Origin of the sequence: Oceanisphaera ostreae (assembly GCF_042676125.1) — a bacterium.
GTDB lineage: Bacteria > Pseudomonadota > Gammaproteobacteria > Enterobacterales > Aeromonadaceae > Oceanimonas > Oceanimonas ostreae.
This window is the reverse complement of sequence record NZ_JBHTJS010000014.1, coordinates 76,524-99,822: the sequence shown is the minus strand read 5'-3', so window position 1 is coordinate 99,822 and position 23,299 is coordinate 76,524. Positions and strand designations below refer to the sequence as shown.

The window sequence follows — 23,299 nt, the reverse complement described above, 5'->3', positions numbered from 1 at the left end:
TTGAACATAACGCCGTATTGTCAGAAGTGCACTTGCTGGCAATCTTTGTTGGGTTATGGATCGAATATACCGTGAATATCCCCCTCTAGAGTAGACAGTGTTTGGCTGGCAAAACCAATAAAACCGGACTCACGAATTATATCGTTTGGTATGTTCAGCTGATAGTTATGGGCAGCGTTATCGTCTCAGGTTCTTAATCTCAGGCCACAATGAATTTATATTTATTTCATACTCTTATCGTTTAGGATGCAGATCGTGAAGCAGGAAGTTTCTGTATCTTTTTTATAATGGATTCAAGTTTTTATGAAACAAGAACTCCACGCTCTTGCCGCGCAACAGAGCATTCATAACCAAATAGCCCACCGTGCCCCCTTTGGCGATATCCTGTCGGCCACTATCGATATGGTGACTCAACAACTGCCCGATGCACTGGTGTCCTTCATGCGGCTGGATCCTGAGGATAATACCCTCAGTATCGTGGCCAGTAACGGCCTGTCCGACTCTTACCACCAGAGAATCCAGAAAGTACCGGTCGGCCCCACTTCTGGAACCTGCGGGGTGAGCGCCTATCGTAGAGAGATAGTGATCACCGATGACATCGAGCAGGATATCAACTGGATTCCTTTTGTTGAATATGCCCGCCTGGAAGGATTGGTTTCCTGCTGGTCGGCCCCGGTGCTGACCGCCGATGGCGAACTGTTGGGCACGTTTGCTACCTATTATCGCTATCCCAGAATGCCGACGCACAAAGAGCAAACCAGACTAATTCAGGCTGCAGGACTGCTGGCCCTAGCCATTGCGCATCAACGCGACCTGCAACAACTGAACTTTCAGCGCACTCACGATCAGTTGACCGGCCTGCTGAACCGAACGGCCTTTGAAACGCAGCTGGCATATAATTATCAGCTGTTTAGCCATCAGTCCCGGCGCATTACGGTGCTGGTGATTAATCTGGACGGATTCAAGAGTGTCAACGACGGTCTCGGCCATCATATTGGCGACCGTTTGCTGCAGGCCGTTGCCGAGCGGCTGCTCGCCTGGCTGCAACCCCAAGATATGGTTGCCCGGCTAGGCGGCGACGATTTTGGCCTGCTACTGCTAGACCGAGAGCAAGAAGATATTATTCAAGCGGCGGAGAGCCTACTCACCCTGTTGTCTCGGCCCTTTACTATTGACGAACACCAACTACATATCAGCGTCAGTATTGGCATTACGACCAGTGGCGAGTCAAGTCGGGAGAGTTGGGTCTTTATTCAGCACGCCCACTTTGCCATGCGCGAAGCCAAACTTCAGGGACGCAATACTTGGCAGTTTTACAGCGGCGACATCCGCTCGCAGATTTGCGATCATATTGCCCTGCGTCGGGAAATACTGGAAGCGATAGAAGGCGAGCAGTTCGTTGTTTACTATCAGCCATTGGTGGATGCACGTACCGGTAAGGTGCGAAGCATCGAGGCTTTGGTGCGCTGGGATCATCCGCAGCGGGGCATGGTGCCACCCAATGATTTCATTCCCCTAGCGGAGCAGACTGGGCAAATCATCGGCATCGATCGGTGGGTATTACGTCAGGCCTGTCTGGATACTGTGGATATTAACGCCAGCCGGCCAGCATCCCTACGGATTGGGGTGGCGGTCAATATCTCCCCAGTACACTTTCGCCGTGCCGGATTTTTTCTGGAAGTACAGCGAGTGCTGGAAGAAACAGGTTTGGAGCCATACCTGTTGGAGCTAGAAGTGACCGAAGGGGTGCTGATGTCGGGTGCCGATAAGGCTATCGAACAACTGAAAGCTCTGCGCCACCTTGGCGTGCTGGTGACTATCGATGACTTTGGTACTGGTTTTTCCAGCCTCAGCTATCTGCGTAAGCTACCGATTAACAAGGTCAAGCTGGATCGTAGCTTCATCCAGAGTATCGACCATAATCGAGATAATGCCGCTATCGTCCAAGGCGTTATCACCATGGCGCACCACTTAGGTCTGCAGGTAGTGGCGGAAGGAGTGGAAACCGTGGCCGAACAGGAGTATTTGATAAAGCGTGGCTGCGATCTGTTGCAAGGTTTTCATTTCTCTAGGCCGGTGCCGCTGGCTGAATTTATGGCACTACCCGCCATACTGACAGCCGAGTAATGCTCCCACAAACTACCATTATGTGAGGGGTAATAGTTGGAGTTCTGGCTCCAAATTAAAAGGAATAAATCTGACTTTAAAGGCGGCTCTAAGCGGTAACACCATTCAGTTAAGCGTGTTTAGACCGAATGGTGTATCTCGTTTTTGACATTCGAACGGTTGTAGTGCTCGCACCTCGTCAGAAGTTTTAACTCCCTCGGCTGCACATTGGGACTTGATGGCCCGAGCAGGCTTTCAGAGATATCAATAGTTAGGTGTTTAGTTACTTGAGGGTATCACAGCCGTTTATTCTTTGGTGTTGGCTTCGTCATAATTTAAGCCTAAGACGTAAGTCGAGAACACTCCTACTTAAAAAAGTTGTCAACAAAACACCGGCAACTCAGATGTTGACGGGGAAGGTAGAGGGCGTCTGCTCAGCCGACCATCTGCGCCAAGGATGGCGCGGTTGAGCCTACATGGAGGTATTCACGGCGAGTCGGAGGAGTAGTGCCCTCTGCCCGACTATTGCTACCTATTCCAACAAACACTCCCCCTTCGGTATCGGTAAGACTGCTGAAAACTTGGTGTTTTTCCTTAGCTGATCGCTGATCGCTGACGGCTTCAAGCTTAACTCTGCCCGAAGGGCCCGCTCTTACCATCAAGATCCCTTTCAGATCTGATCGCTATTTTTCCGTGTATTCCGTGGCGAGAGAGTCTTTAAGTTTTTGTTCCGCCTTCGGCGTAATGCGAGAGCAAGCGTGCGCCTACAAGTGCCAAAGCCAAGAGCAGATACCGGAGCAAGTCCGGCAAGACGGCATAGAGATAACGCCAAGCTCAACAAAGGGTAAGATACCGGGGCTGTCATGCCGGTACTGAATCAAGTTCAGCATGACGAAGCCCCGATACCGGTAAGGCGGCCTAAAGATTACACCCAAACCAGCCTAGATATTCAGTCTCTTTTTCGCCTGTCACTTTTGCTTAGGTCTAATCCCAGCTCTTACCACCATCAAGATCCCTTTCAGATCTGATCGCTATTTTTCCGTGTTCTTCCGTGTATTCCGTGGCGAAAGGGTCTTTAGGTTTTTCTTCCAGCTTCTAGCTTACCGCTGTGTTTTAAACCTTCCCATAATGATCTCGCTCGCCTAGCCAGCGGCGAATGAGCGGTGCGACTACTTGGGGGTGGGCGTCTACCAGGTATCGGGCCAAGCGTTGTACTTCGGGTAATAGATGTTGGTCGCGTATGAGGTCGGCGATTTTTAGATCTGCCAAGCCGGTTTGCTTGGTGCCGAGCAGTTCGCCGGGGCCGCGAATTTCTAAGTCTTTTTGCGCAATAATAAAGCCGTCGTTAGTATCGCGCAGCACACCGAGGCGCTGGCTGGCGGTTTTGGTTAGTGGCGCGTGATACAACAATACGCAATGTGATGCCACCGCCCCTCGGCCGACGCGGCCACGTAATTGGTGTAACTGAGCTAGGCCTAAACGCTCGGGGTTTTCGATAATCATTAACGAGGCATTAGGCACATCCACGCCCACTTCTATTACGGTGGTGGCTACCAGCAAGTCTAACTTGCCGGACTTAAAGTCCGCCATTACCGCCTGCTTTTCTGCCGCCTTCATCCGCCCGTGAACTAAGCCAACGGCCAGCTCGGGTAATTGCGCGGTAAGTTCGGTGGCAGTATCTTCTGCCGCTTGGCATTCCAATACTTCAGACTCATCAATTAGAGTACATACCCAATAGGCTTGGCGGCCTTGTTCGCGACATACCTCGCGTACTCGGGCCACTATATCTTCGCGGCGAGTGTCGGGCATGGCGACCGTCGTGACGGGGGTGCGGCCCGGTGGTAGCTCGTCGATAATAGAGGTGTCGAGATCCGCATAAGCGGTCATGGCCAAGGTGCGTGGAATAGGGGTCGCCGTCATAATCAGCTGATGCGGATAAAACTCCCCTTGGCTGCCTTTTTCGCGCAAGGCCAAGCGCTGATGCACGCCAAAGCGGTGTTGCTCATCGATGATCACCAGCTCTAGCGCATTAAACTTTACTTGTTCTTGAAATAGCGCGTGAGTGCCGACGATCATGCCCACTTCACCGCTGGCCAAGCGCTCTAGCTGCTCGAGGCGCGCTTTGCCTTTTACCTTGCCCGCCAGCCAGCCTACCTGAATGCCTAACGGTGCCAGCCAAGCAGCAAAGTTATTGGCATGTTGTTCGGCAAGCAGTTCGGTGGGAGCCATTAATGCCACTTGACCCTGATTACCAATCACCTGCAAGGCCGCCAGTGCCGCCACTAGTGTTTTACCTGAGCCCACATCCCCTTGTACGAGCCGCATCATGGGCACATTTTTTTGTAAGTCGGCGTTAATCTCGCTTACTACCCTGTGCTGGGCTCCGGTAGGGGTAAAAGGTAGCTGTGCTAGAAAGTCATCAATTAATGCTTTGGGATAGTTTAAGCCGCGGGCTTGGTGCGCCTGACTGTGTTCGCGTACCTTGAGTACCGACAGGTTATGAGCCAGCAGTTCTTCCATTACCAAGCGTTGTTGGGCGGGGTGCGTGCCTTGTTCAAGCTCAAACAGCACCACATCAGCCGGTGGCCGATGTAACAATCGCACCGCGTTATTGAGGCTCATTTGCCGATCGTACAAGCCATCGGGTAACCACTCTTGCAAAGGCGTTTGCTCTAGCAAAGCGAGCGCTTGATCGGTGAGCTGGCGCAGGGTGATTTGGCGCAAACCTTCGGTGGCGCCGTAAACCGGAGTGAAGCAGGTTTCGCTGGCAACCGGCAACTCACCTTGCTGCAAGCTGTACTCTGGATGGATGATTTCTAGACCGTGTTGGCCGGGGCGTATTTCGCCAAAAGCACGAATTTGCGTGCCCGCAGTGAGGCCGTTTTTTTGAATAGCAGAAAAGTTGAAAAAGCGCAGTGTCAGGCTACCGGTGTTATCGCGCATGCGGCACAGCAGCATCCGTTTGCGGCCATAGCTAATATTGCTATCGACTATTTCACCGATCACCGATACATGCATGCCGGGCATGAGCCCTGCAATGGGATAAACCTGCGTGCGATCTTCGTAGCGCAATGGCAGATGAAACAACAAGTCTTGCACGGTTTCTAAACCCAACCGTTGCAATTTTTCCAGCATCTTGTCGCCCACGCCCTTGAGCAAACTCAGGGACATCTTGTCCAGATTCATAACGGCCCCACCCTGTAAATATATACAGAGAATAGCAAAGCCCGGAATAAAAAGGGAGCAAGAGCCGCGGTAAGCCTTCAGCTGTCAGCGATCAGTTAAAGAGAAAACACCAAACTCGCAGAGATTGGTGTTTTTAGTTTGGTTTTATCTGACGGCTTAAAGCTTACCGCTTATAGCTGTCTTTAAAGCAGCCTTTTAAGCAACACATTGGCTCGGGTGCGTTGTACGCGTTTCAGTAGGCGCTGTACTGGGGCGGGATAGTCGGCTATTTCTTCAATCTCTGAGAAATGTTCAACGCGCTGGCAGTGTTCAAGGATATTGGCTTTTTCTGCCATAAAGCTGGGCTGCAATAGGTGCTCGGGATCTTGCAGCAAGAGGCCATTTTCCAAATCCAGCCCCCACGCGCGCGGGTTAAGGTTATTGCCGGTAATCACCGCCAAATCGTCATCCACAAACAGCCCTTTAAGGTGGTACGAGTTGCGATCGTGACGCCACAGCATAATGTTCAGCTTACCCTGATAAATTGAGGTTTGGTGAGCGCGGGCAAAACGACGCAAGTTAGTTTCATATAAATAGGGCAGGCCGCCTATAGTACGAAATGGCTCTTCGGGCGCAATATAAAAGTCGTTGGCGGTCTTATCACCAATGACTATCGTTACTGCTACCCCTTTCTTAAGCAGGCCGCGAATATCTTTCGCTAGCGGTTTAGGCAAGTTGAAATAAGGAGTGCATACAAATAACTGCTGTTTTGCGCTGCGTAAGGTAGTACGAATAGCGCGATTGAGGCGATTGCCAATTTTTCCTAAACCTGCCAGCGGCGTCACCGAAACCTGACCTGAGTGTCGCGTTTCGCTGGTAAATTGATACTGGGCACGCTTCATTTGTTGCTTAAACTGGCGAATAACGGGGCGTAGCTGGCGCGCGGTAGGAATGGGCTCAGCAGTGAGTAGTGGTACCGCCGGATTATCGAGAAACAGACGCGCCATGTAGTCGACCATGGTATCGGCTAATTTAGCGTCGTTAAACTGATGATAGCGATCAAAGCGGTAGCGGTCTTGCTGGTGCAGGTAAATATCGTTGAGGCTGGCGCCGGAATAGAGCAGCGTATCATCAAACACGAATCCCTTGAGGTGCAAAATACCCAACACTTCTCGGCCTTTTACCGGTACACCGTAAATATCAATGGGTTCGGCATAGCGCTCGCTAAATTCTTGGTACATTTTGTGGTTGCCGCCTTGGCCTTTATGGCCAATTAAACCGCGTTGTGCCCGATGAAAATCGACAAACAAGCAAATTTCCAATGCTGGATTCGCCTGTTTCGCCTCATAAAGAGCAGTCAAAATTTCCCGACCGGCGGCGTCATCTTGCAAATATAGGGCAACCAGATAAATGCGCTGTTGAGCGGCACTAATCAGTTCTAGCAATCGCTGTTTAAAGCCGAGGGCTGAATGCAGAATGCCCATTTGCTCGGCATTGATGGCCAGCGCAGGTAAACGCTGTAGCAAGGCTCGGTAGTTATGAACTAGTGGCATAAATCAATCCGGTTAATAAGTTGTCGCCCAAGACCATACTTAAGCGACAATATTTGCAGGCAGTTTACCGAATTTTAGCGGGGGGCGGCAAATTACCGTCGTTCTGGCTATAATCCTGCCTTAAATAGGGCGGGTAGCCTGTTCTAACCAGGCTAAATCATCACCTTCAAGTTGTGGGCTAATGTTTTCCCATACTTGGGCGTGATATTGGTTAAGCCATTGAATGTGCTTGTCTTCTAGCCAGTGGTTATCAATTAAACGTCGGTCGAAGGGGACAAAGGTGAGCGTTTCAAATTCAAACACCGGAATATCGCCGCCCAAGTCTGCGGGCTGCACCACCTGCAGGTTTTCACAGCGAATACCAAAACCATCTTCGCGATAATAACCTGGCTCGTTAGACACTATCATGCCCGTTGTTAAAGGGACTATGCTGCCTTTAGGCGAAATACGCTGCGGACCTTCATGCACGCTTAAATAATGACCTACACCATGACCGGTGCCATGATCGAAGTTGTAGCCTTGTTGCCACAGTGGCATACGAGCCAAGGCATCCAGCTGCTGGCCACCGGTTCCCGCTGGAAAACGTGCATCGGCCAAGTCGATATGGCCGCGCATTACCAAGGTAAACAGCTTCTGCATTTCGGCATCGGGCTCGCCCACCGCCACCGTGCGCGTGATATCTGTGGTGCCGTCTAAGTACTGACCGCCAGAGTCGACTAAATAGATAGCATCTTGGCCCAAGGTGCGGGGCGTACCGTTAAGGTGATGGTAGTGACACATGGCTGCATTGGGGCCTAATGCCGAAATAGTACTAAAGCTGGGTTCAACAAATTCGCTGTTAGCAGCGCGAAAACCTTCTAGCTTATCGGCCAATGTACCTTCGTGTTCTAGCTCGGGGTTGGCTTGATTTATACGTCTATCTAACCAGGCTAAAAAACGGCTTACGGCGGCACCGTCACGCAGATGGGCGGTGCGACTGCCGTTTACTTCTACAGGATTTTTGCAGGCTTTAGGCAGCATACAAGGATCATCGTCATAGACCAGTTCGGCACCGGCTTCGCTTAATACCAGTGCGCTCCATGCGTTGGCCGTAGTTGGGTCGAGCTGTACTCGCGCGCCTTGTTTACCCAATGCTTGCAAGGCCGTCGCCAATTCATTAACCGGCAACAGACTCACGTTGTTGCCACTGTGCGCCTGCAAGTCTAAACCAGCAAACTTGGCAGGATCGGCAAATAATTGCACGCTGCCATCTTGATGTAATAGGGCGAAGCTCAGCACCACCGGCAAGCAGCTAATGTCGCGGCCGCGAATATTCAACAACCAGTTAATGGGCTCGGCTTGAGTAAGTAACTGAACATCTACCTGCAAGGCTGCCAAGTCTTGTGCAATACGGCTGCGTTTAGCTTCACTATGTTGGCCGCTGTAATCTTGGCTTAGCAATAGCGCAGCATGACAATCAGGCACGGGACGGTCGTGCCACTGTTCGTCAATCAAGTTATTACTCACCGGCACTAGCGTAATATGGTGTGCCGCCAGCTTTTCCTCGGCATTCTGATACCAGCTCTGACTGTGCAGGTGCGGGTCAAAGCCCACCTTATCGCCGGCGTTTAGCTCAGTTAGCAGCCAATCTAGATAAGGTTCGCTAATGAGGTGATGGTAACCAAACAGTGTCGCATCGCACTGCTGGCGAACTTGTACCGTGTAACGCCCATCCACAAACACCGCCGCCTTGTCGGTTAGCACCACGGCGGCACCGGCGGAGCCAGTAAAGCCGCTTATCCAAGCCAACCGTTCGGCATAAGGCGGAATATACTCCCCTAAATGCTCGTCGTCGTGGGGCACAATAAAAGCGTTAATGCTGTTTTCGGCCATAGCGCAACGAACGGCCGCTAGACGATTGGCGTGGGACATGGGGGCTCCTTAACGAGAATAAATACTGCGGTCAGCTACAGACTATACCAAAATATAAAAAATATTTTTGCCACGAAATCCACGGAACTGTGAAGAGAAAAGAAAGCGGTACGTCTTACGCTATACGCTAAAGACAAAACCAAACTCACCTGCATATTTAGTTTCTACTTCGTCTGTCACTGTTGCTTATGTCTAGTATCAGCTTTTACCATCAAGATCCCTTGCCGGTTTGATCACTATTTTTCCGCGGTTTTCGTTGCGAAATATGTTTTGGCCTGCTGTGGCTGATCGCTTAAAGCTGAAAGCTTACCGCTTTATCTTCAGCTGCTGGATTAGCAGCGCGGCGACTATCATCGATAGGCCGACTAGGGTGGCGGGGTAAATTTCTTCGCCTACCAAAAAGTACAGCAGCAAGAGCGACACGAAAGGCGAGATAAAAATAAGATTCGAGAGACGTGCAGTGTGCTCGGCATAACGCATGGCCAGCAGCCACAATACGAAGGCGAAGCCCATCTCGAAGAACCCAATATAAATGGCGCCCACCCAACCTTGCCACGCGGTTAACTGGAAATCAGACCACAGGGCGGTGGCGATAACGACTAACGGCAAGGCCAGTAAGAAGCTTAAGGTGAGGGTAACCAGCGGATCGCCTTGATGGCGGGCATTTAGAATCCAATAACCGGCCCACAGCAAGGTGGAAAATAACGCCAGCGCCACGCCGAACGGGTCTTCAAAATTTAAACTCAGCAAGTCGCCTTTGGTGGCGATCACCATGGCTCCTAAATAGCCCAGCAATATGGCTATCCAGTCTTGCTTGCGAATGGTCTGCCCTAAAAATGGCACCGCTAATAAGGTGAGGGTAATTGCCCACGTATAATTCAGTGTTTGTGCCTGTTGCGCCGGTAATCGGTCGTAAGCCTGAAACAACACCAAATAATACAGCGTAGGATTTATCATCCCCAGCAGCAGATAATAACGGGGATGTGCTTTAAAACTCTGGACTAATAAGACCAATTTTCTTTGCCACGCCAAAATACTCAGCAATAACAGGGCTGAAGTTACGGTGGCCACCAGTAATAACTGTGCCGGTGAAAAATAGCCCAGCGATAGCTTAAAAGCGGTGGCGACGGTAGACCAACAAGCCACGGCACCTAAGCCGTAAATATAGGCTTTTCTTTGATTTTTTATCTGCTGCTTCATTTGCTGCTTCATTAACTGAGAGTAGGCCCGCGCAAGGGCAAAAGAGCAGTCTAGGTAGTGCGGCTAGCAGGATCAAGCCCAGTGCTCTTAACCTGAGGAGTAAAGCGTGAGATGTGATGGGTGTTTACTGCAACATGGTTATTTGAGGTCATTAAACGGACGTTGTTTTTCTTTTTCCAGTACCAACTCTTCTAATACCTGCACTCGCTCGCGTAGCTGAAAATTCTGAGTCTCTAATTGCTGTACCCGCAGTGTTATCTCGGTGTGGCCACGCCCTTGGTTAACTACCAAGAGTACGGCGCCGATGGCTAACCCCAATAATAATATTCCCAGCATCGCTTTCTCCTCGGTTATTTTTATCTCCTAGCTAAATTAAGCTAGCACACCGCCTTCCACGATACGCCATAACCCCATTCTGCTCCACAGGAACGCCAGCTAAAGCGACGGGCTACAAAGGGTTTCTGTTATCTATAATGTTTCCAACCGACGGCTTAGGTGCCTCTGACTCGACTGCAAGGTTGTGGTTAAAGGATAGGCTTACCGATATCCCTAAATCCTATCCAATAAAAAGGGCTGCGTTAGCAGCCCTTTATTCATGTTATGGCATATAAACCAGATTAGTGGTTGTCTACCATCTTAGGTGCTTGGTCTTCATCAAACACCGGCAGTGGCTTGTGTTTTGATGCCAAGAAGGTGTAAATAACCGGCAACACAAACAACGTAAACAAGGTACCAATACTCAAGCCAGACACAATAACAATGCCCATGCCAAAGCGTGAAATCGCACCAGCACCTACAGCAAATAGTAGCGGTACTAAGCCTGCTACCATGGCTGCGGTGGTCATCAAGATTGCGCGCAGACGAATACGAGCCGCGATGCGGATTGAATCGGTGCGGCTGGCGCCGGCAAGCTGCTCTTCTTTTGCCACTTCACACATCAAGATACCGTGCTTGGTAATGACCCCCACCAGCGTAATTAGCCCCACCTGAGTATAAATGTTCATGGTGGCTAGTCCCCACGCCAAGGCAATTAAGGCGCCAGAAATAGCCAACGGCACCGACACCATGATAACCAAGGGGTCACGCACACTTTCAAACTGCGATGCCAACACCAAGAAGATGATGAACAAAGCCAACAAGAAGGTCATGTACAGCGCGTTACCTTCAGTAACAAACTGGCGAGCACCACCTAAGTAGTCGTGGCTATAGCCTTTGGGTAAGTTGGCTGACACATCTTGCTCTAAGAAGTTAATCGCATCACCCATCGATATCCCCGGCGTAAGCACGGCACCAATGGTTGCCGAGTTCAGCTGGTTGTAATGGGGCAGGGAGCGAGGCTGAGCTTCCATAGTAATAGAAACGAGGTTAGACAACGGCACCATGTCGCCATTGCCCGCACGCACATAGTAATCTCTGATAGAGTCCGGGTTGAGTCGATCTTTACGATAAACCTGTGGGATCACCTCATAGCTGCGGCCATCTAAGTCCACGCGGTTAACGTAGCCATCACTCATCATGGTCGACAAGGTCGTGGCAATATCTTGCATAGTGATACCATAAGCACCGGCTTTATCGCGGTTTACCTTAATTTTCATGGTGCCCGAGTCAAAGGCCAAGTCCAGCTCGCTATACACGAACATCGGGCTTTGACTGACTTTTTTCAGCACATCGGCCGCCACTTCATATAGGCTTTCAAACGAGTTAGGCGTAGTCAGTACATATTGCACCGGCAAACCACTAGAAGCGCCGGGCAACTCAGGGAACTCAAAGGCGCTGATCGCCACCGATGGGATGGCCTTCAGTTGTGGCGTAAGGCGGTCGATAACCGCTTTTTGGCCATCACGCTGGCTCCACGGTTTAAGCACCGCGACCGCTAGGCCTTGGTTGGCGTTAGGCACACCGGCAATGGTCAGAGAAGTGGCTAGGCCATCTTCTTTATCCAATACCTCAACCGCTTTACGCATGTTGTTTTCGATGTAATCGAGGTTGGCTGAGTTAGGGGCTTTAGCCATCATCAAGAAGGCACCCTTATCTTCACTCGGAGCCAATTCGCTGGGGATAAAGCTAAACAGCACCGGCATAGAGGCAAACACCAATACTGCAAAGGCAATCACCACGGGGCGTTTCGCCAATACCGCATCCAACATACGAGAATAGTTGTGGGTCAGCTTATCGAGCGTGTTTTCTACGCCGCGTTCAAAACGGTTGGGATTGGTGTGCGGCTTAAGCAGCTTAGAGCACATCATAGGTGACAGCGTAAGCGCTACTATGCCTGAGATAAACACCGCACCGGCCAGTGTTAACGCAAACTCTTTAAACAAAGAGCCAGTAATGCCGTCCATCAGGGCAATAGGCGCATACACCGCCGCCAAGGTGATGGTCATGGTAATGACCGGCACCGCAATTTCACGGGTGCCAATAATGGCCGCTCGATAGGGTTCTTCGCCCGCTTTAATATGCCGGTCGACGTTCTCTACCACCACGATGGCGTCATCCACCACCAAACCGATAGCCAATACCATGGCGAGCAACGTCATGAGGTTGATACTAAAACCAAATGCGCTCATTAGTATCGCGACACCAATCAGTGACAGAGGAATAGTAATAATCGGGATTAATACTGCACGAAACGAGCCCAAGAACAGCGTGATCACGATAACTACGATTAACGACGCTTCTAGTATGGTTTTAATAACCTCACTAATAGACTCGTTAATGGCATCGGTCGCATCGTAAAGCAGTTGCATCTTGATGGTGTCAGGCATGTTGCTTTCTAGCTCAGGCAACATGTTACGCACGTTTTCAGCCACACTTAACGGGTTAGCCGAAGGCGTAGGATCCACACCAATCACCACGGCGGGTTGACCATCGGCCAGCGCACGCACTACGTCATGACTTTTTTCTAGTGACACTTGAGCAATATCGCGCAAACGCACTACCGCATCATCACGGGTGGCCACCACCAAAGATTCTAGTTGTTCGGGGTTCTCTATCTGGGTGTTGATATCACTGTTATACACCATGAAATAGCCAGTCGCCTGGCCGGCTGCTGCTTGGTAGTTGTTAGCTTGTAATACTGACAGTACCTCGGCGGCGGTGAGCTTGTGCGCCGCCATGCGCAGCGGATCTATCCAAATGCGTAGCGCAAACTTAGCGCCACCAAATAGGTTGATCTTGGCCACGCCATCTACCGAGTAAAACTGCGGCCGTATTACGCGCTCTAAGTAGTCGTTGATCTGCGGGGCACTTAGCTCGTCACTACTAAAAGCGATATACATGATGGACGTTGAAGCACCTGTGGTCATCTCTAGGCTGGGATCTTCGGCTTCTTGAGGTAGCTGCGAGCGCACCGAGTTGACCCGAGCCAAAATATCGGACAGGGCGGCATTAGAGTCGGTATTCAACTTCATTTGCACGGTAATGCTTGAGCTGCCGTTACTACTGTTGGAGCTCATAAAGTCGATATTATCAGCCTGTGCTATGGCCTGCTCTAAGGGTTGAGTAATAAAGCCCTGAATGAGGTCGGAACTAGCACCGTAATAGCCGGTACTGACCGTGATCACGGTATTGGTCATTTCTGGGTATTCACGCACCTGCATTTTTTGCAGTGCTTGTAAGCCGAGCAGCACGATCAGTAAACTGATCGAAATGGCTAACACCGGCCGTTTAATAAAAATATCAGTAAAACGCATCAGATTCTCCGCTTACAGCTGGGGCGCTGACTCAGGGGTGTCTAGCGCATCGTTTTCTACCGGCTTCACATGACTGCCGTTAGATAAACGTACCTGACCCGAAGTCACGATAATTTCGCCGAGCTTTAGGCCCTTTACTACGCGCGCATAATCATCTTCGCGTTCGGCGACCTCAATCACTCTTTGCGTTGCCACCAGCACGGATTCATCGTCTGCTTTCGCTTTACCTTCTTCTGGCTGTTGCTCTTCAACTACATATACAGTTTGGCCATAAAGCGTGAAGTTAATCGCATGCTGCGGTACTAATATTTGCTCAGTTTGAGTGGGTAACTGCACATCTAACTTAGCAAACATGCCAGAGCGTAGCTTACCGTCTTTATTAGGAATGCTGGCTTGTACCTGTACTACGCCTGAACCTGGATTGACCTGCGGTTCAATCGCGGTGATCTCGCCTTCAAATGGCGTAGTTGGGTAGGCATCAACAAAAATATTTAACGACTGTCCCACTGCTATATCGGCAATACGCGTTTGCGCAATGGTAAAGCGAATACGGAACTGGCTGATGTCTTCTAAGCGTGCAATATCGCTACCCGCGTTCAAATATTGACCCAAAAAGGCGTTACGAATACCCATTACACCGTCAAACGGTGCACGAATAGTGCGACGCGCTATGGTGGCTTTTAACGAGTCAACCTGACCTATCAACTCTTGATAGTTAGCTTGGGCTTCATCAAGTTGGCCTTTAGACACAGAGCCACGAGTAAATAGCTGGCGCATCCGTTTCAAATTAGCTTCTACCGCAGGCACTCGACCTTGAGCACTGCGCAAGTTGGCCTTTTCTACATCGGCGTCTAATTCCAGCAGGGTGTCACCGGTTTTTACTTGTTGGCCAGATTCAAAGTGAATCACCCTAACAATGCCAGCGGATTCATTGCTTACATTAATGCCTTGAATAGGCTCAATAAAACCAATGGCAGCAATGCGGGGAGTCCAATCCTTGGGTGTTATCTCGGTGGTGGTGACCGGAAAGCTAGGTACCGGCATATTAGCGAAGTATTCGCCCATCATCTTTTGTTTAAACAAGTTAAAGCCGATGACGCTGCCGAAGATGAGAATCACCAGCAACAACATGGACAGAGTCCATTTTTTCATTAGTTTACTCCCGCAACTTTATAATAATTAACGTTTAAGAATAGCGTTCCAGCTGGCATCAAGCAGTTGCTGATACATAGCATCATCAAGCTCAATACAGCCTTTAGTGCACTTTTGTGTAAGTAACATCAAATTTTCGAGGGCCAAAAAAACCAATAACTCGGCTGGTATATCACGGAATAAACCGCTGATACGACCGCACTCAAAAAACTCATGCACCGGTTTAAAATAGCGTTCATCCATTTTCCGCTCTTCTTCTCGGTTGAACAGAGGAGAGGCTTCATACTGCACCCGATAGCACAGGCCATCGGGACTGGCTTGCAAATAATGCATAGTGTTAAACCAAAGCGTACAAAATTGCTCATAGTTTGGCTGTTCGGCATTCACACCTTGCAAGATAGCAACCGAGGCACCGCGCAGTCGCTCTTCATGCAGGCAGCGCAATAGCGTTTCTTTATCAGCGAAATAACGATAAATAGTGCCGGTGGCCACTTTGGCTTGCTTTGCGACTTGTTGCATCGAGATGCCATGAAAACCCCGGCGAGCGATAAGAGCCTCGGCCGAGCTTAAAATACGTTCACGTTTATCTGGCATAACTTTACCGCCATCAGTGTAAAAGACCTGTGAATGAACGTTCATTCATTTTGTGGGATTTTAGGTGTTTTCACCTATAAGTCAATTACCCAACAAGGGGACAACATGTCTACCAGGCAAAAAAACAGCACTTTGCTGGCAAAGTGACCAGGTGAGCATTTATTATAAAATAGTGCTGGACAAGAAGGTGGCTGGGTCTTAATATTCGCCTCGTCCAAATGCGAGCGCCCGTAGCTCAGCTGGATAGAGCGCTGCCCTCCGGAGGCAGAGGTCACAGGTTCAAATCCTGTCGGGCGCGCCATCTAGTGTATGAGGACAAGCTTAGTAACATAAGCAATAGTAATAATGGTGATTGTAGCTCAGTTGGTAGAGTCCCGGATTGTGATTCCGGTTGTCGCGGGTTCGAGCCCCGTCAGTCACCCCAGTTTCAGGTTACGGCCTGGAAGTAGTAAAGAAATGTGCGAGGGTGGCGGAATTGGTAGACGCGCTAGCTTCAGGTGTTAGTGCCTTCGGGTGTGGGGGTTCAAGTCCCCCCCTTCGCACCACTACTTCAATAAGTTGTAATTGTACTCTAACGGAGTACAATGCAGAGCGGTGAAAAGGCTTAGGCCTTAAGAATAAAGAAGTATTTCGGCGTTTAGCGCAGCTTGGTAGCGCATCTGGTTTGGGACCAGAGGGTCGCAGGTTCGAATCCTGCAACGCCGACCAATTCCAAAACTAGCGTAGCTAGTTTGAAAGTAGTAAAAGTTTTACGGCGTTTAGCGCAGCTTGGTAGCGCATCTGGTTTGGGACCAGAGGGTCGCAGGTTCGAATCCTGCAACGCCGACCAATTAAGAAGCCAGCTCATGTAGCTGGCTTTTTTCTGTCTAAAATTCAGTAAACACGAGACACCTTAGCGCAGCTTGGTAGCGCATCTCATCCCTTAGGAATAAGTTGGACCAGAGAGGGTGTTTTCGCAGGTTCGAATCTTTTAAGTGATGTGAGGGGTAAAAACAACCCATCGAATGCCACCAGAATAAACACCGCCCTTTGCCGTCTTACCGGACTGGCTCCGGTATCTCGCACTTATATCATTCTGTAAAATTAACTGGTTAGATTTAGCCACTTTTGGGAGCTCATGTGTGTTGTGAATAAGAAATAGGAGCATCCAAGACCTAAACCCAACCAGCGCAGTCTTTTGTAGTGTGCCGCTTTAGCTGGCTCTCCCGTCTCAGCGGGAATGTTTAAACTATCCAGCCTCGCAGGACCCACAGCTAAAGCGTGGGACTACAAGTGCGGTGCCTACCTTTATAGCTCGCTGGAATATACTCTGGTTTCCCCTCACGCCTCACCGTCCTTTAAACACAAACAGGACTTAGCGGCTAAATAGCCATACAATGGTCATAAGTCTCTGTAGATCATGGCAATATCATGACCAAAGAAGTAATGCCTAAAACAACAAAAGCCACCAAACCAACTAGCGCCACCCAAGTGCAGTCGCTTTCGCGTGCCTTATTGCTACTGGAGTGCTTGGCCGCCTCGGATATGGGAATGTCACTCACCGAAGTCGCCAATAGCCTAGGGCTAGCACCTTCCACGACGCACCGCTTACTGAACAGCTTGCGCAGCCACGACTTTGTAGATGTGGATGACACCCAAGGCTTGTGGAGCATCGGCGTAAAAGCCTTTGCGGTAGGTAACGCCTATCTGAAAAAGCGTGATGTAATTGCCCAGTCACGGCCCTTTATGAAGCGTTTAGTGGCCGACACCGGTGAAACCTCTAACCTCGCTATTTTAGAGCAAGGCAGAGTCGTCTATGTTGGGCAGGTGGAGTCACCGCAAACCATGCGCATGGTAGTGTCATTGGGTAGCAGCTCACCGTTGCATGCCTCTGGCGTGGGCAAGGCGCTGTTATCGGTCGTGCCGCTTAAAGATGCTATGGCGTTAATTAAACAAACCAATATGGTAGCGTTTACCGAGCACACCATTACCAGCGCCGACCAGTTTGCGAGCGAGTTGCAGCATATCAAGCAACAAGGTTACTCGTTAGACGACGAAGAGCAATTTGAAGGCCTGCGTTGCATTGCCGCCAATATTTATAACGAATATGGTGAGGCCGTAGCGGCTATTTCTATTTCTGGCCCCGCCGTCCGCGTAAAGCGCGAACGCTTAGTGCCGTTGAGCCAGTTAGTAATGGATGCAGCAAAAGAAGTGACCTTAGTGATTGGTGGGAAGCAGCCTGCTTCGCGGAATGTTGAATGCTGAATTGTTAATGTTGAATAAATAGCAGTATAAAAAGGGGTCGTTCATCACCTAGACCTGTGGTGGCAACCTATTGTGCAACCCAGTAACTTACCGCATTTATTGATGCTAAATTTACTGTCAGTATGGCGGAGTTTAGTGGGTAATCAGTAATCAGTAATCAGGTACGTCTTACTCGGTTGCTAAATAGGTTTGGTTGTTAGGCTCTGTCGTCCTCATTACCCTCAACGCCTCATCAAGCGCCGTTAATAATAAAAATACGCGGTGAGTTTTGCTGCCATATCTTCCGTATACCAGTGTTGGTATTGAACTTGGCTACGCAGTGCTAAGTTGCGATTAAAGGTCCAGTGCCAGCTTACCGTCATTGATGAATCTTGACTGGCCTGCGCATCAATTAGCGCTAGATATTGCCCTTGTATACCGACACGGTGCTGGTCCGCCACTTGATAGATCAAACCTGCCTCTGCACCTAAGGCTAAAGTAATGTCATGATCCGTCAGCTCACCGTGACTTACTGCAGTAGAAAATAATGAATAAACATGAAGAGTATCCGCACTGCCCCAGGCTTTTCCGGTGCCACCTTGAGCAAACCAACGACCGGCTTGTTTTTCGGCCATTGGTTTTCGATCAAAACCTGCTCTTATATTCCAGGCGAGACTATTAAACACCTGATTACTCGGTGCTAACGCCATCGTATCTAAGAAATAGAGACGATCAAGCTGAGCATGACGATCGCTATCCATGCTCAATTGAGTATCTAAAAAACTGATCTGAGCGCCAGGAATAAAGCCCGCTTGCGAATCCAGCACATCATGGTAGGTCGCTCGCCATTCTAGGGTCATTTTATCAGGCGAATTTTTATTCGTTTGTAGCCCCGTACCTATTCTAGCCGAAGCATGCCCTTGCTCAGGTGATACTTTAGGAACAGGAACCGGTGAGAAAGGAGACTCTACGGTGATTTTACTGCGCTGAAGCAGTAACTGAGTTAAGCGCTTTGCCGTGCTGTCTCGCTCTAACGCCTGATCGTACAGCTCGAAGTTGAGCCACTCATAAGCAAGCTCCAAAATAGCGGCACGTTGGGTGGGTGTAAACTCGTCCGCAGCAGGATAATTTCCCTGCTTTGCTTTTATTGCCGCATCAAACAGTGCCGGTTCTATTTCATGGGCTTGATGCAATAATCGCGTTCCAAAAGCGGCGCGATACTTTGGTGCTTCTAATAGACCATTTTTTTCCAGCGTCTCAACGGTATCGGATGGAATGGCTTGTAGAGGAAAATCCTTTATAAGAGATAAATCATCTCTTGCTAACTCAAGTAGAGCGAGCAATTGATAAGAGCAGTTTTCATCTAAAAAATAATAATCAAATTCAGCATGGCGCATTTCCCATAAATGCAATAATACACGGTTAACTTCGTCTTCACTTAGGTTAAGTTGATATTCCCAAATATCTCGCGACTCCATATCATTATACTCGCGAACCTTTCGATAATAAGGCATCACCGTGAACCGACCTGGATAGCTGCCTATTAACCCTTTGAGCGCAAATAAAGCGGGGGTGTCCTGCTGGTCGGGTTCGGCTGCAAAGTTAATCGCAAAGGCCACCAGCTCTTTATTACGAGTTTGATCTTTTGCGTCCACCCTTAGCAAAGTATGGCCAAACATGGATGAGGGGTTATTCATAAATGCGGTTGGAAACACCAGCGTCATTCCCTCCGGATCCAATGCGTCGCGCCATTTTTCTAATTCAGGACAGTCGAGCTCTACGCTTCGGCCATGTAATGATTCTAACCAAGCGTAGCGTGCAGGATATTGACACTGAGTGATTTGAGCGACCGCAATATCTGGGTTGTACAACTTATTAATGGTCGTGACAAGCTCTGAATGTGGATCCACCTTTCCATCGGGTGAGAGAAAAAAGTCGCCTTGCCTGACGGTGCTAACAGAGCCACGTAACGGTTTTGCAAGGTAATGTCCCAGCTTAATCCAGTAGGGGCTTTGGGATAGCTCTACAACACTAAACTTATCATGATTAAAGGTTGAGGCACCGATTGCGAGAGGAGAAAAAGCAGAGCACAAACTGATAATGGAAATGAAACCGACCGTTGAAAACTTCATGAGATACCGTTATTTTTATACTCTTTATATTTAATCAGTCAATTGACACTAATTAAATATAAAGAGAGTTACAAAAAAGTGCCCCCGAAGGAGCACTTTAGACGTTACTCGATATCTTTATATTAGATACTGTAACCAGTCAGTGTTGCGTCTTGTGCGAGCAACGTATTTAAGCTAACCAATACTTCTTGAGACGTCACATTTTCTGAACCAAAAATATCTGCAAAGTTTGCTTGAGCAACAGCATTAAACTCTGATTTGTCTGCTTGTTGGATTCCCCAAACTTCAGAAAGAGTTGCCAGAGTTTCGCCTTCGCCCTTTGCCATATCGCGAGCCAAGTTATCCATGTTGCCATCGATGAACATAGCCAGTTTCTCTGATGAAGTCACAGGGCCGGTACCGTCACAACCTAGAGTACCAAAAGTGATACCAAAGGTTTGGTTACCAGAAGAGCCATTGGTTGTTGCCCCAAGAACTTTAGAGACTTTGCCAGAGTTTCCAGCAAATACCATAGAGCCTAGACCACAACCAATATCTTGGTCGGCTAGTGCAACATTAGATAAAGGAAGGGCGACAACCAATGTTACTACTGCAAGAATTTTTTTCATCATATGTCCTTATAATCATTAAGGCCGTAAATTAGCCAGTTGCAGTGTATCTCATATGGGAAGATAAATTAATATTCACTATGGCTATTTTATTTATATGAAAATAAAACATTCAGTTTTTTATGATGTAACGCAATGTTTTTGGTTAAATAGTGATCATTAAGTCTATGCAGCATTACTTACCAATAAGGTTTTTTGAACTTTTCGTTCTTATCTCAGTTTAGTTTTTCCGTGTTCTTCTGTGGCTAGCTTATCTTTATCGTCGCCCTCGCGAAGGCGGGGGCCAGTGCCTTTGCAACCACATCTGTTAAGCGGCATTACTTAGAATAAAGTGTAGTGCGAAGCTTATTTCTCAACGACATACAGCCGCTTTTCAGCCATAAATAAGGCCAGTCCGTGGGACTGGCCTTATTAGCTTTCGCTTATTATTTATGCTTAAACGACTTGGCTTAGAGGCTCGAGCTTAAAAGCTTAGCGGGCGATCGCCTTGCTCGTCTTTAATGCGCGTTGGCAAACCCATTTCATTCAACAGATTAATGAACGGGCGATGCGGTAGCTCTTCTACGTTAACCATGTGCGACACATCCCACTCGCCACTAGCGATGAGCAGGGCGGCAGCAACCGGTGGCACGCCAGCAGTATAAGAAATACCTTGGCTGCCTACTTCGGCATAAGCTTCTTCGTGATCGGCTACGTTATAGATAAAAATTTCTTTATCTTGACCGTCTTTCTGGCCTTTTACCAAGTCACCGATACAGGTTTTTCCGGTGTAGTTAGGCGCCAGTGAAGACGGATCAGGCAGTATCGCTTTAACAACTTTAAGCGGCACCACTTCTTGGCCTTCAGCGGTTAGCACTGGTTGCTCAGACAACAAACCTAAACTATTAAGCACGGTAAACACATTAATGTAGTGTTCACCAAAGCCCATCCAGAAACGCACGTTAGGCACATCTAAGTTATGTGACAAAGAGTGTATTTCGTCGTGGCCAGTCATGTAGCTAGTTTGGCTGCCTACTACCGGTAGATCGTCGGTGCGCTTCACCTCAAACATCTTGTTTTTCACCCAGGCATTGTTCTGCCAAGACCAAACACGACCCGTAAACTCACGGAAATTAATTTCTGGATCGAAGTTGGTGGCAAAATAATGGCCGTGGCTACCGGCATTAATGTCGATGATGTCGATGGACTCAACGCGGTCAAAGTAGTCTTCTTTTACTGCGGCGGCAGCATAGGTATTCACCATGCCCGGATCAAAACCAACACCTAGAATGGCGGTAATGCCTTTATCGGCACAGCGCTGCTTGCGCTTCCACTCGTAGTTGGCGTACCAAGGTGGGGTTTCGCAGATTTTTTCTGGATCTTCGTGAATGGCGGTATCTAGATAAGCTACACCCATTTGTATACAGGCTTCTAATACCGACATATTAATGAAAGGAGAACCAACATTGATCACCATTTGCGACTGTGTTTTGTCAATTAACGTCTTGGTGGCTTCAACATCTAGCGCATCCAATGCGTGAGCTTGCAATTCACCAGCAGTTTTCAAACTGCCTTTTTCCCGTACGCTGTCGACAATTTGCTGACACTTTTCGACAGTGCGTGAAGCGATGTGGATGTTACCCAGAACATCATTATGCTGTGCGCATTTGTGTGCAACAACTTGGGCGACACCACCGGCACCAATAATTAGAACATTTCTTTTCATCAATACATATCCTGTCATCGCCCGTTAAATAGCGACATATGGGTAAGTTAATGCCTCAGGAGAGGCTGTTTACAAAGTCGTCGAAACCGAATTCCTTAACCAGCTCTACGCTGCCGTCGAGCTGACGTATAGCAATGGCGGGCATCTTGACCCCATTGAACCAATTCTTTTTCACCATGGTGTAACCTGCCGCGTCAATAAAAGAGAGGCGATCCCCAACCTTAAGCTCTTGTTCAAAGTTGAATTCACCAAAAATATCACCTGCCAAGCAAGACTTTCCGCATACCATATACTCAAACTCCCCCTCGTTGGGTGCCATTCTCGCCGTCTCGCGATAAATCAGCAAATCCAGCATATGTGCTTCAATGGAACTGTCGACAATAGCCAACTGCTTACCATTATAGAGGGTATCCAGCACGGTGACTTCGAGTGAGGTGGTCATGGTAATAGACGCTTCACCCGGCTCAAGATAAACCTGCACGCCGTAGCGCTCAGCAAAGGCTTTAAGGCGGGCGCAAAAGTGGTCTATTGGGTAGCCGTCACCGGTAAAGTGAATACCGCCGCCTAAACTGACCCAAGTGATATTAGAGTGTGTTAATAAATCACCAAACTTGGTTTCTATGTCACTGAGCATCTGATCGAACAGCGAAAAGTCGTTGTTCTCACAGTTATTGTGGATCATAAAACCCGAAATTTGATCGATAACGTCGGTTACCTTACCGGCATCCCACTCGCCTAAGCGGCTAAAGGGACGCGAAGGGTCGGCAATTAAAAATGCCGAGCTAGACACGCCGGGATTTAAACGCAAACCACGCACATGATGAGCGGATGCATCGGCAAAACGATTAAGCTGGCCCACAGAGTTAAAGATAACTTTATCGGAGTGCGCCAAAACCTCTGCCATTTCGTCATCGGCATAGGCCACGCTGTAAGCATGAGTTTCGCCGCCAAACTTGAGCTTACCCAGCTTCACTTCGTTAAGTGAAGACGAGGTAGTCCCGTCCATGTATTGACTCATTAAGTCGAACACCGACCAAGTGGCAAAGCATTTTAGTGCCAGCAGCGCCTTAGCGCCCGAGTGTTCGCGCACATAGGCAATCTTTTCCATATTGCGCAAAAGTGCGGCTTTATCGATGAGATAGTACGGCGTTTTAATCACTGGAGTGAGACCTTCTTACTCGGTTTAACCACCCGATTGGATCACGGGAAATTTGAAGCGCATAATTATAGTAGAAATGGCGGAAGGCTTCGAGCAAAA

At 48.9% G+C, this 23,299-nt stretch carries 14 protein-coding genes and 5 tRNA genes; 7 read left to right on the top strand and 12 right to left on the bottom strand.

The window, feature by feature from the left end:
* Positions 1 to 303 precede the first annotated feature (303 nt).
* Positions 304 to 2,127, top strand: coding sequence for a putative bifunctional diguanylate cyclase/phosphodiesterase (locus ACFQ1C_RS05090; protein WP_379557449.1), 1,824 nt, complete (start codon positions 304 to 306; stop codon positions 2,125 to 2,127).
* 1,092 nt (positions 2,128 to 3,219) lie between these two features.
* Here the strand turns inward: ACFQ1C_RS05090 and recG are convergent.
* The 8 genes from recG to ACFQ1C_RS05050 form a co-directional block, all read right to left on the bottom strand.
* A complete protein-coding gene (gene recG, locus ACFQ1C_RS05085) occupies positions 3,220 to 5,292 on the bottom strand; it encodes an ATP-dependent DNA helicase RecG (protein ID WP_379557448.1) in 2,073 nt (690 codons plus the stop codon).
* A 182-nt stretch (positions 5,293 to 5,474) separates the two neighbouring features.
* Entirely contained in the window at positions 5,475 to 6,824 is a 1,350-nt protein-coding gene (gene pssA / locus ACFQ1C_RS05080; RefSeq protein ID WP_379557447.1) for a CDP-diacylglycerol--serine O-phosphatidyltransferase, read from the bottom strand.
* 120 nt (positions 6,825 to 6,944) lie between these two features.
* On the bottom strand, positions 6,945 to 8,735 hold the full coding sequence (locus ACFQ1C_RS05075; RefSeq protein ID WP_379557446.1) for an aminopeptidase P family protein: 1,791 nt from the start codon (positions 8,733 to 8,735) through the stop codon (positions 6,945 to 6,947).
* 306 nt (positions 8,736 to 9,041) lie between these two features.
* Entirely contained in the window at positions 9,042 to 9,935 is an 894-nt protein-coding gene (locus tag ACFQ1C_RS05070) for a DMT family transporter (RefSeq protein ID WP_379557445.1), read from the bottom strand.
* 138 nt (positions 9,936 to 10,073) lie between these two features.
* Positions 10,074 to 10,271, bottom strand: a complete 198-nt coding sequence (locus tag ACFQ1C_RS05065) for a hypothetical protein (protein WP_379557444.1) — start codon at positions 10,269 to 10,271, stop codon at positions 10,074 to 10,076.
* Positions 10,272 to 10,552: 281 nt separating this feature from the next.
* Complete coding sequence (locus ACFQ1C_RS05060) at positions 10,553 to 13,627, bottom strand: multidrug efflux RND transporter permease subunit (RefSeq protein ID WP_379557443.1); 3,075 nt, start codon at positions 13,625 to 13,627, stop codon at positions 10,553 to 10,555.
* Positions 13,628 to 13,639: 12 nt separating this feature from the next.
* The gene (locus tag ACFQ1C_RS05055; protein WP_379557442.1) at positions 13,640 to 14,779 is read right to left on the bottom strand and encodes an efflux RND transporter periplasmic adaptor subunit; all 1,140 of its coding nucleotides are present in this window, start codon (positions 14,777 to 14,779) and stop codon (positions 13,640 to 13,642) included.
* A gap of 27 nt (positions 14,780 to 14,806) precedes the next feature.
* Positions 14,807 to 15,373, bottom strand: a complete 567-nt coding sequence (locus tag ACFQ1C_RS05050; protein ID WP_379557441.1) for a TetR/AcrR family transcriptional regulator — start codon at positions 15,371 to 15,373, stop codon at positions 14,807 to 14,809.
* 224 nt (positions 15,374 to 15,597) lie between these two features.
* Between ACFQ1C_RS05050 and ACFQ1C_RS05045 the strand changes: the two genes are divergently transcribed.
* The 6 genes from ACFQ1C_RS05045 to ACFQ1C_RS05020 all read left to right on the top strand — a co-directional run bounded on the left by ACFQ1C_RS05045 (position 15,598) and on the right by ACFQ1C_RS05020 (position 17,617).
* Positions 15,598 to 15,674: transfer RNA gene (locus ACFQ1C_RS05045), tRNA-Arg, on the top strand.
* A gap of 47 nt (positions 15,675 to 15,721) precedes the next feature.
* A tRNA-His gene (locus ACFQ1C_RS05040) sits at positions 15,722 to 15,797 on the top strand.
* Positions 15,798 to 15,833: 36 nt separating this feature from the next.
* A tRNA-Leu gene (locus ACFQ1C_RS05035) sits at positions 15,834 to 15,918 on the top strand.
* 86 nt (positions 15,919 to 16,004) lie between these two features.
* Positions 16,005 to 16,081 (top strand) — tRNA-Pro (locus ACFQ1C_RS05030).
* 44 nt (positions 16,082 to 16,125) lie between these two features.
* Positions 16,126 to 16,202 (top strand) — tRNA-Pro (locus ACFQ1C_RS05025).
* Positions 16,203 to 16,783: 581 nt separating this feature from the next.
* Positions 16,784 to 17,617, top strand: a complete 834-nt coding sequence (locus tag ACFQ1C_RS05020; protein WP_379557440.1) for an IclR family transcriptional regulator — start codon at positions 16,784 to 16,786, stop codon at positions 17,615 to 17,617.
* A gap of 242 nt (positions 17,618 to 17,859) precedes the next feature.
* On the opposite strand, the gene ACFQ1C_RS05015 is transcribed toward ACFQ1C_RS05020, so the two are convergent.
* The 4 genes from ACFQ1C_RS05015 to ACFQ1C_RS05000 all read right to left on the bottom strand — a co-directional run bounded on the left by ACFQ1C_RS05015 (position 17,860) and on the right by ACFQ1C_RS05000 (position 23,200).
* Positions 17,860 to 19,728 carry an Lnb N-terminal periplasmic domain-containing protein gene (locus tag ACFQ1C_RS05015; RefSeq protein WP_379557439.1) on the bottom strand — a complete coding sequence of 623 codons (1,869 nt, stop codon included), beginning with the start codon at positions 19,726 to 19,728 and terminating at the stop codon, positions 17,860 to 17,862.
* A 122-nt stretch (positions 19,729 to 19,850) separates the two neighbouring features.
* A complete protein-coding gene (locus tag ACFQ1C_RS05010; RefSeq protein WP_379557438.1) occupies positions 19,851 to 20,336 on the bottom strand; it encodes a DUF3015 domain-containing protein in 486 nt (161 codons plus the stop codon).
* Positions 20,337 to 20,799: 463 nt separating this feature from the next.
* Positions 20,800 to 22,041 carry a saccharopine dehydrogenase family protein gene (locus ACFQ1C_RS05005; protein WP_379557437.1) on the bottom strand — a complete coding sequence of 414 codons (1,242 nt, stop codon included), beginning with the start codon at positions 22,039 to 22,041 and terminating at the stop codon, positions 20,800 to 20,802.
* Between the two features lie 55 nt (positions 22,042 to 22,096).
* Positions 22,097 to 23,200, bottom strand: coding sequence for a carboxynorspermidine decarboxylase (locus ACFQ1C_RS05000; protein WP_379557436.1), 1,104 nt, complete (start codon positions 23,198 to 23,200; stop codon positions 22,097 to 22,099).
* Between the last annotated feature and the right edge of the window lie 99 nt (positions 23,201 to 23,299).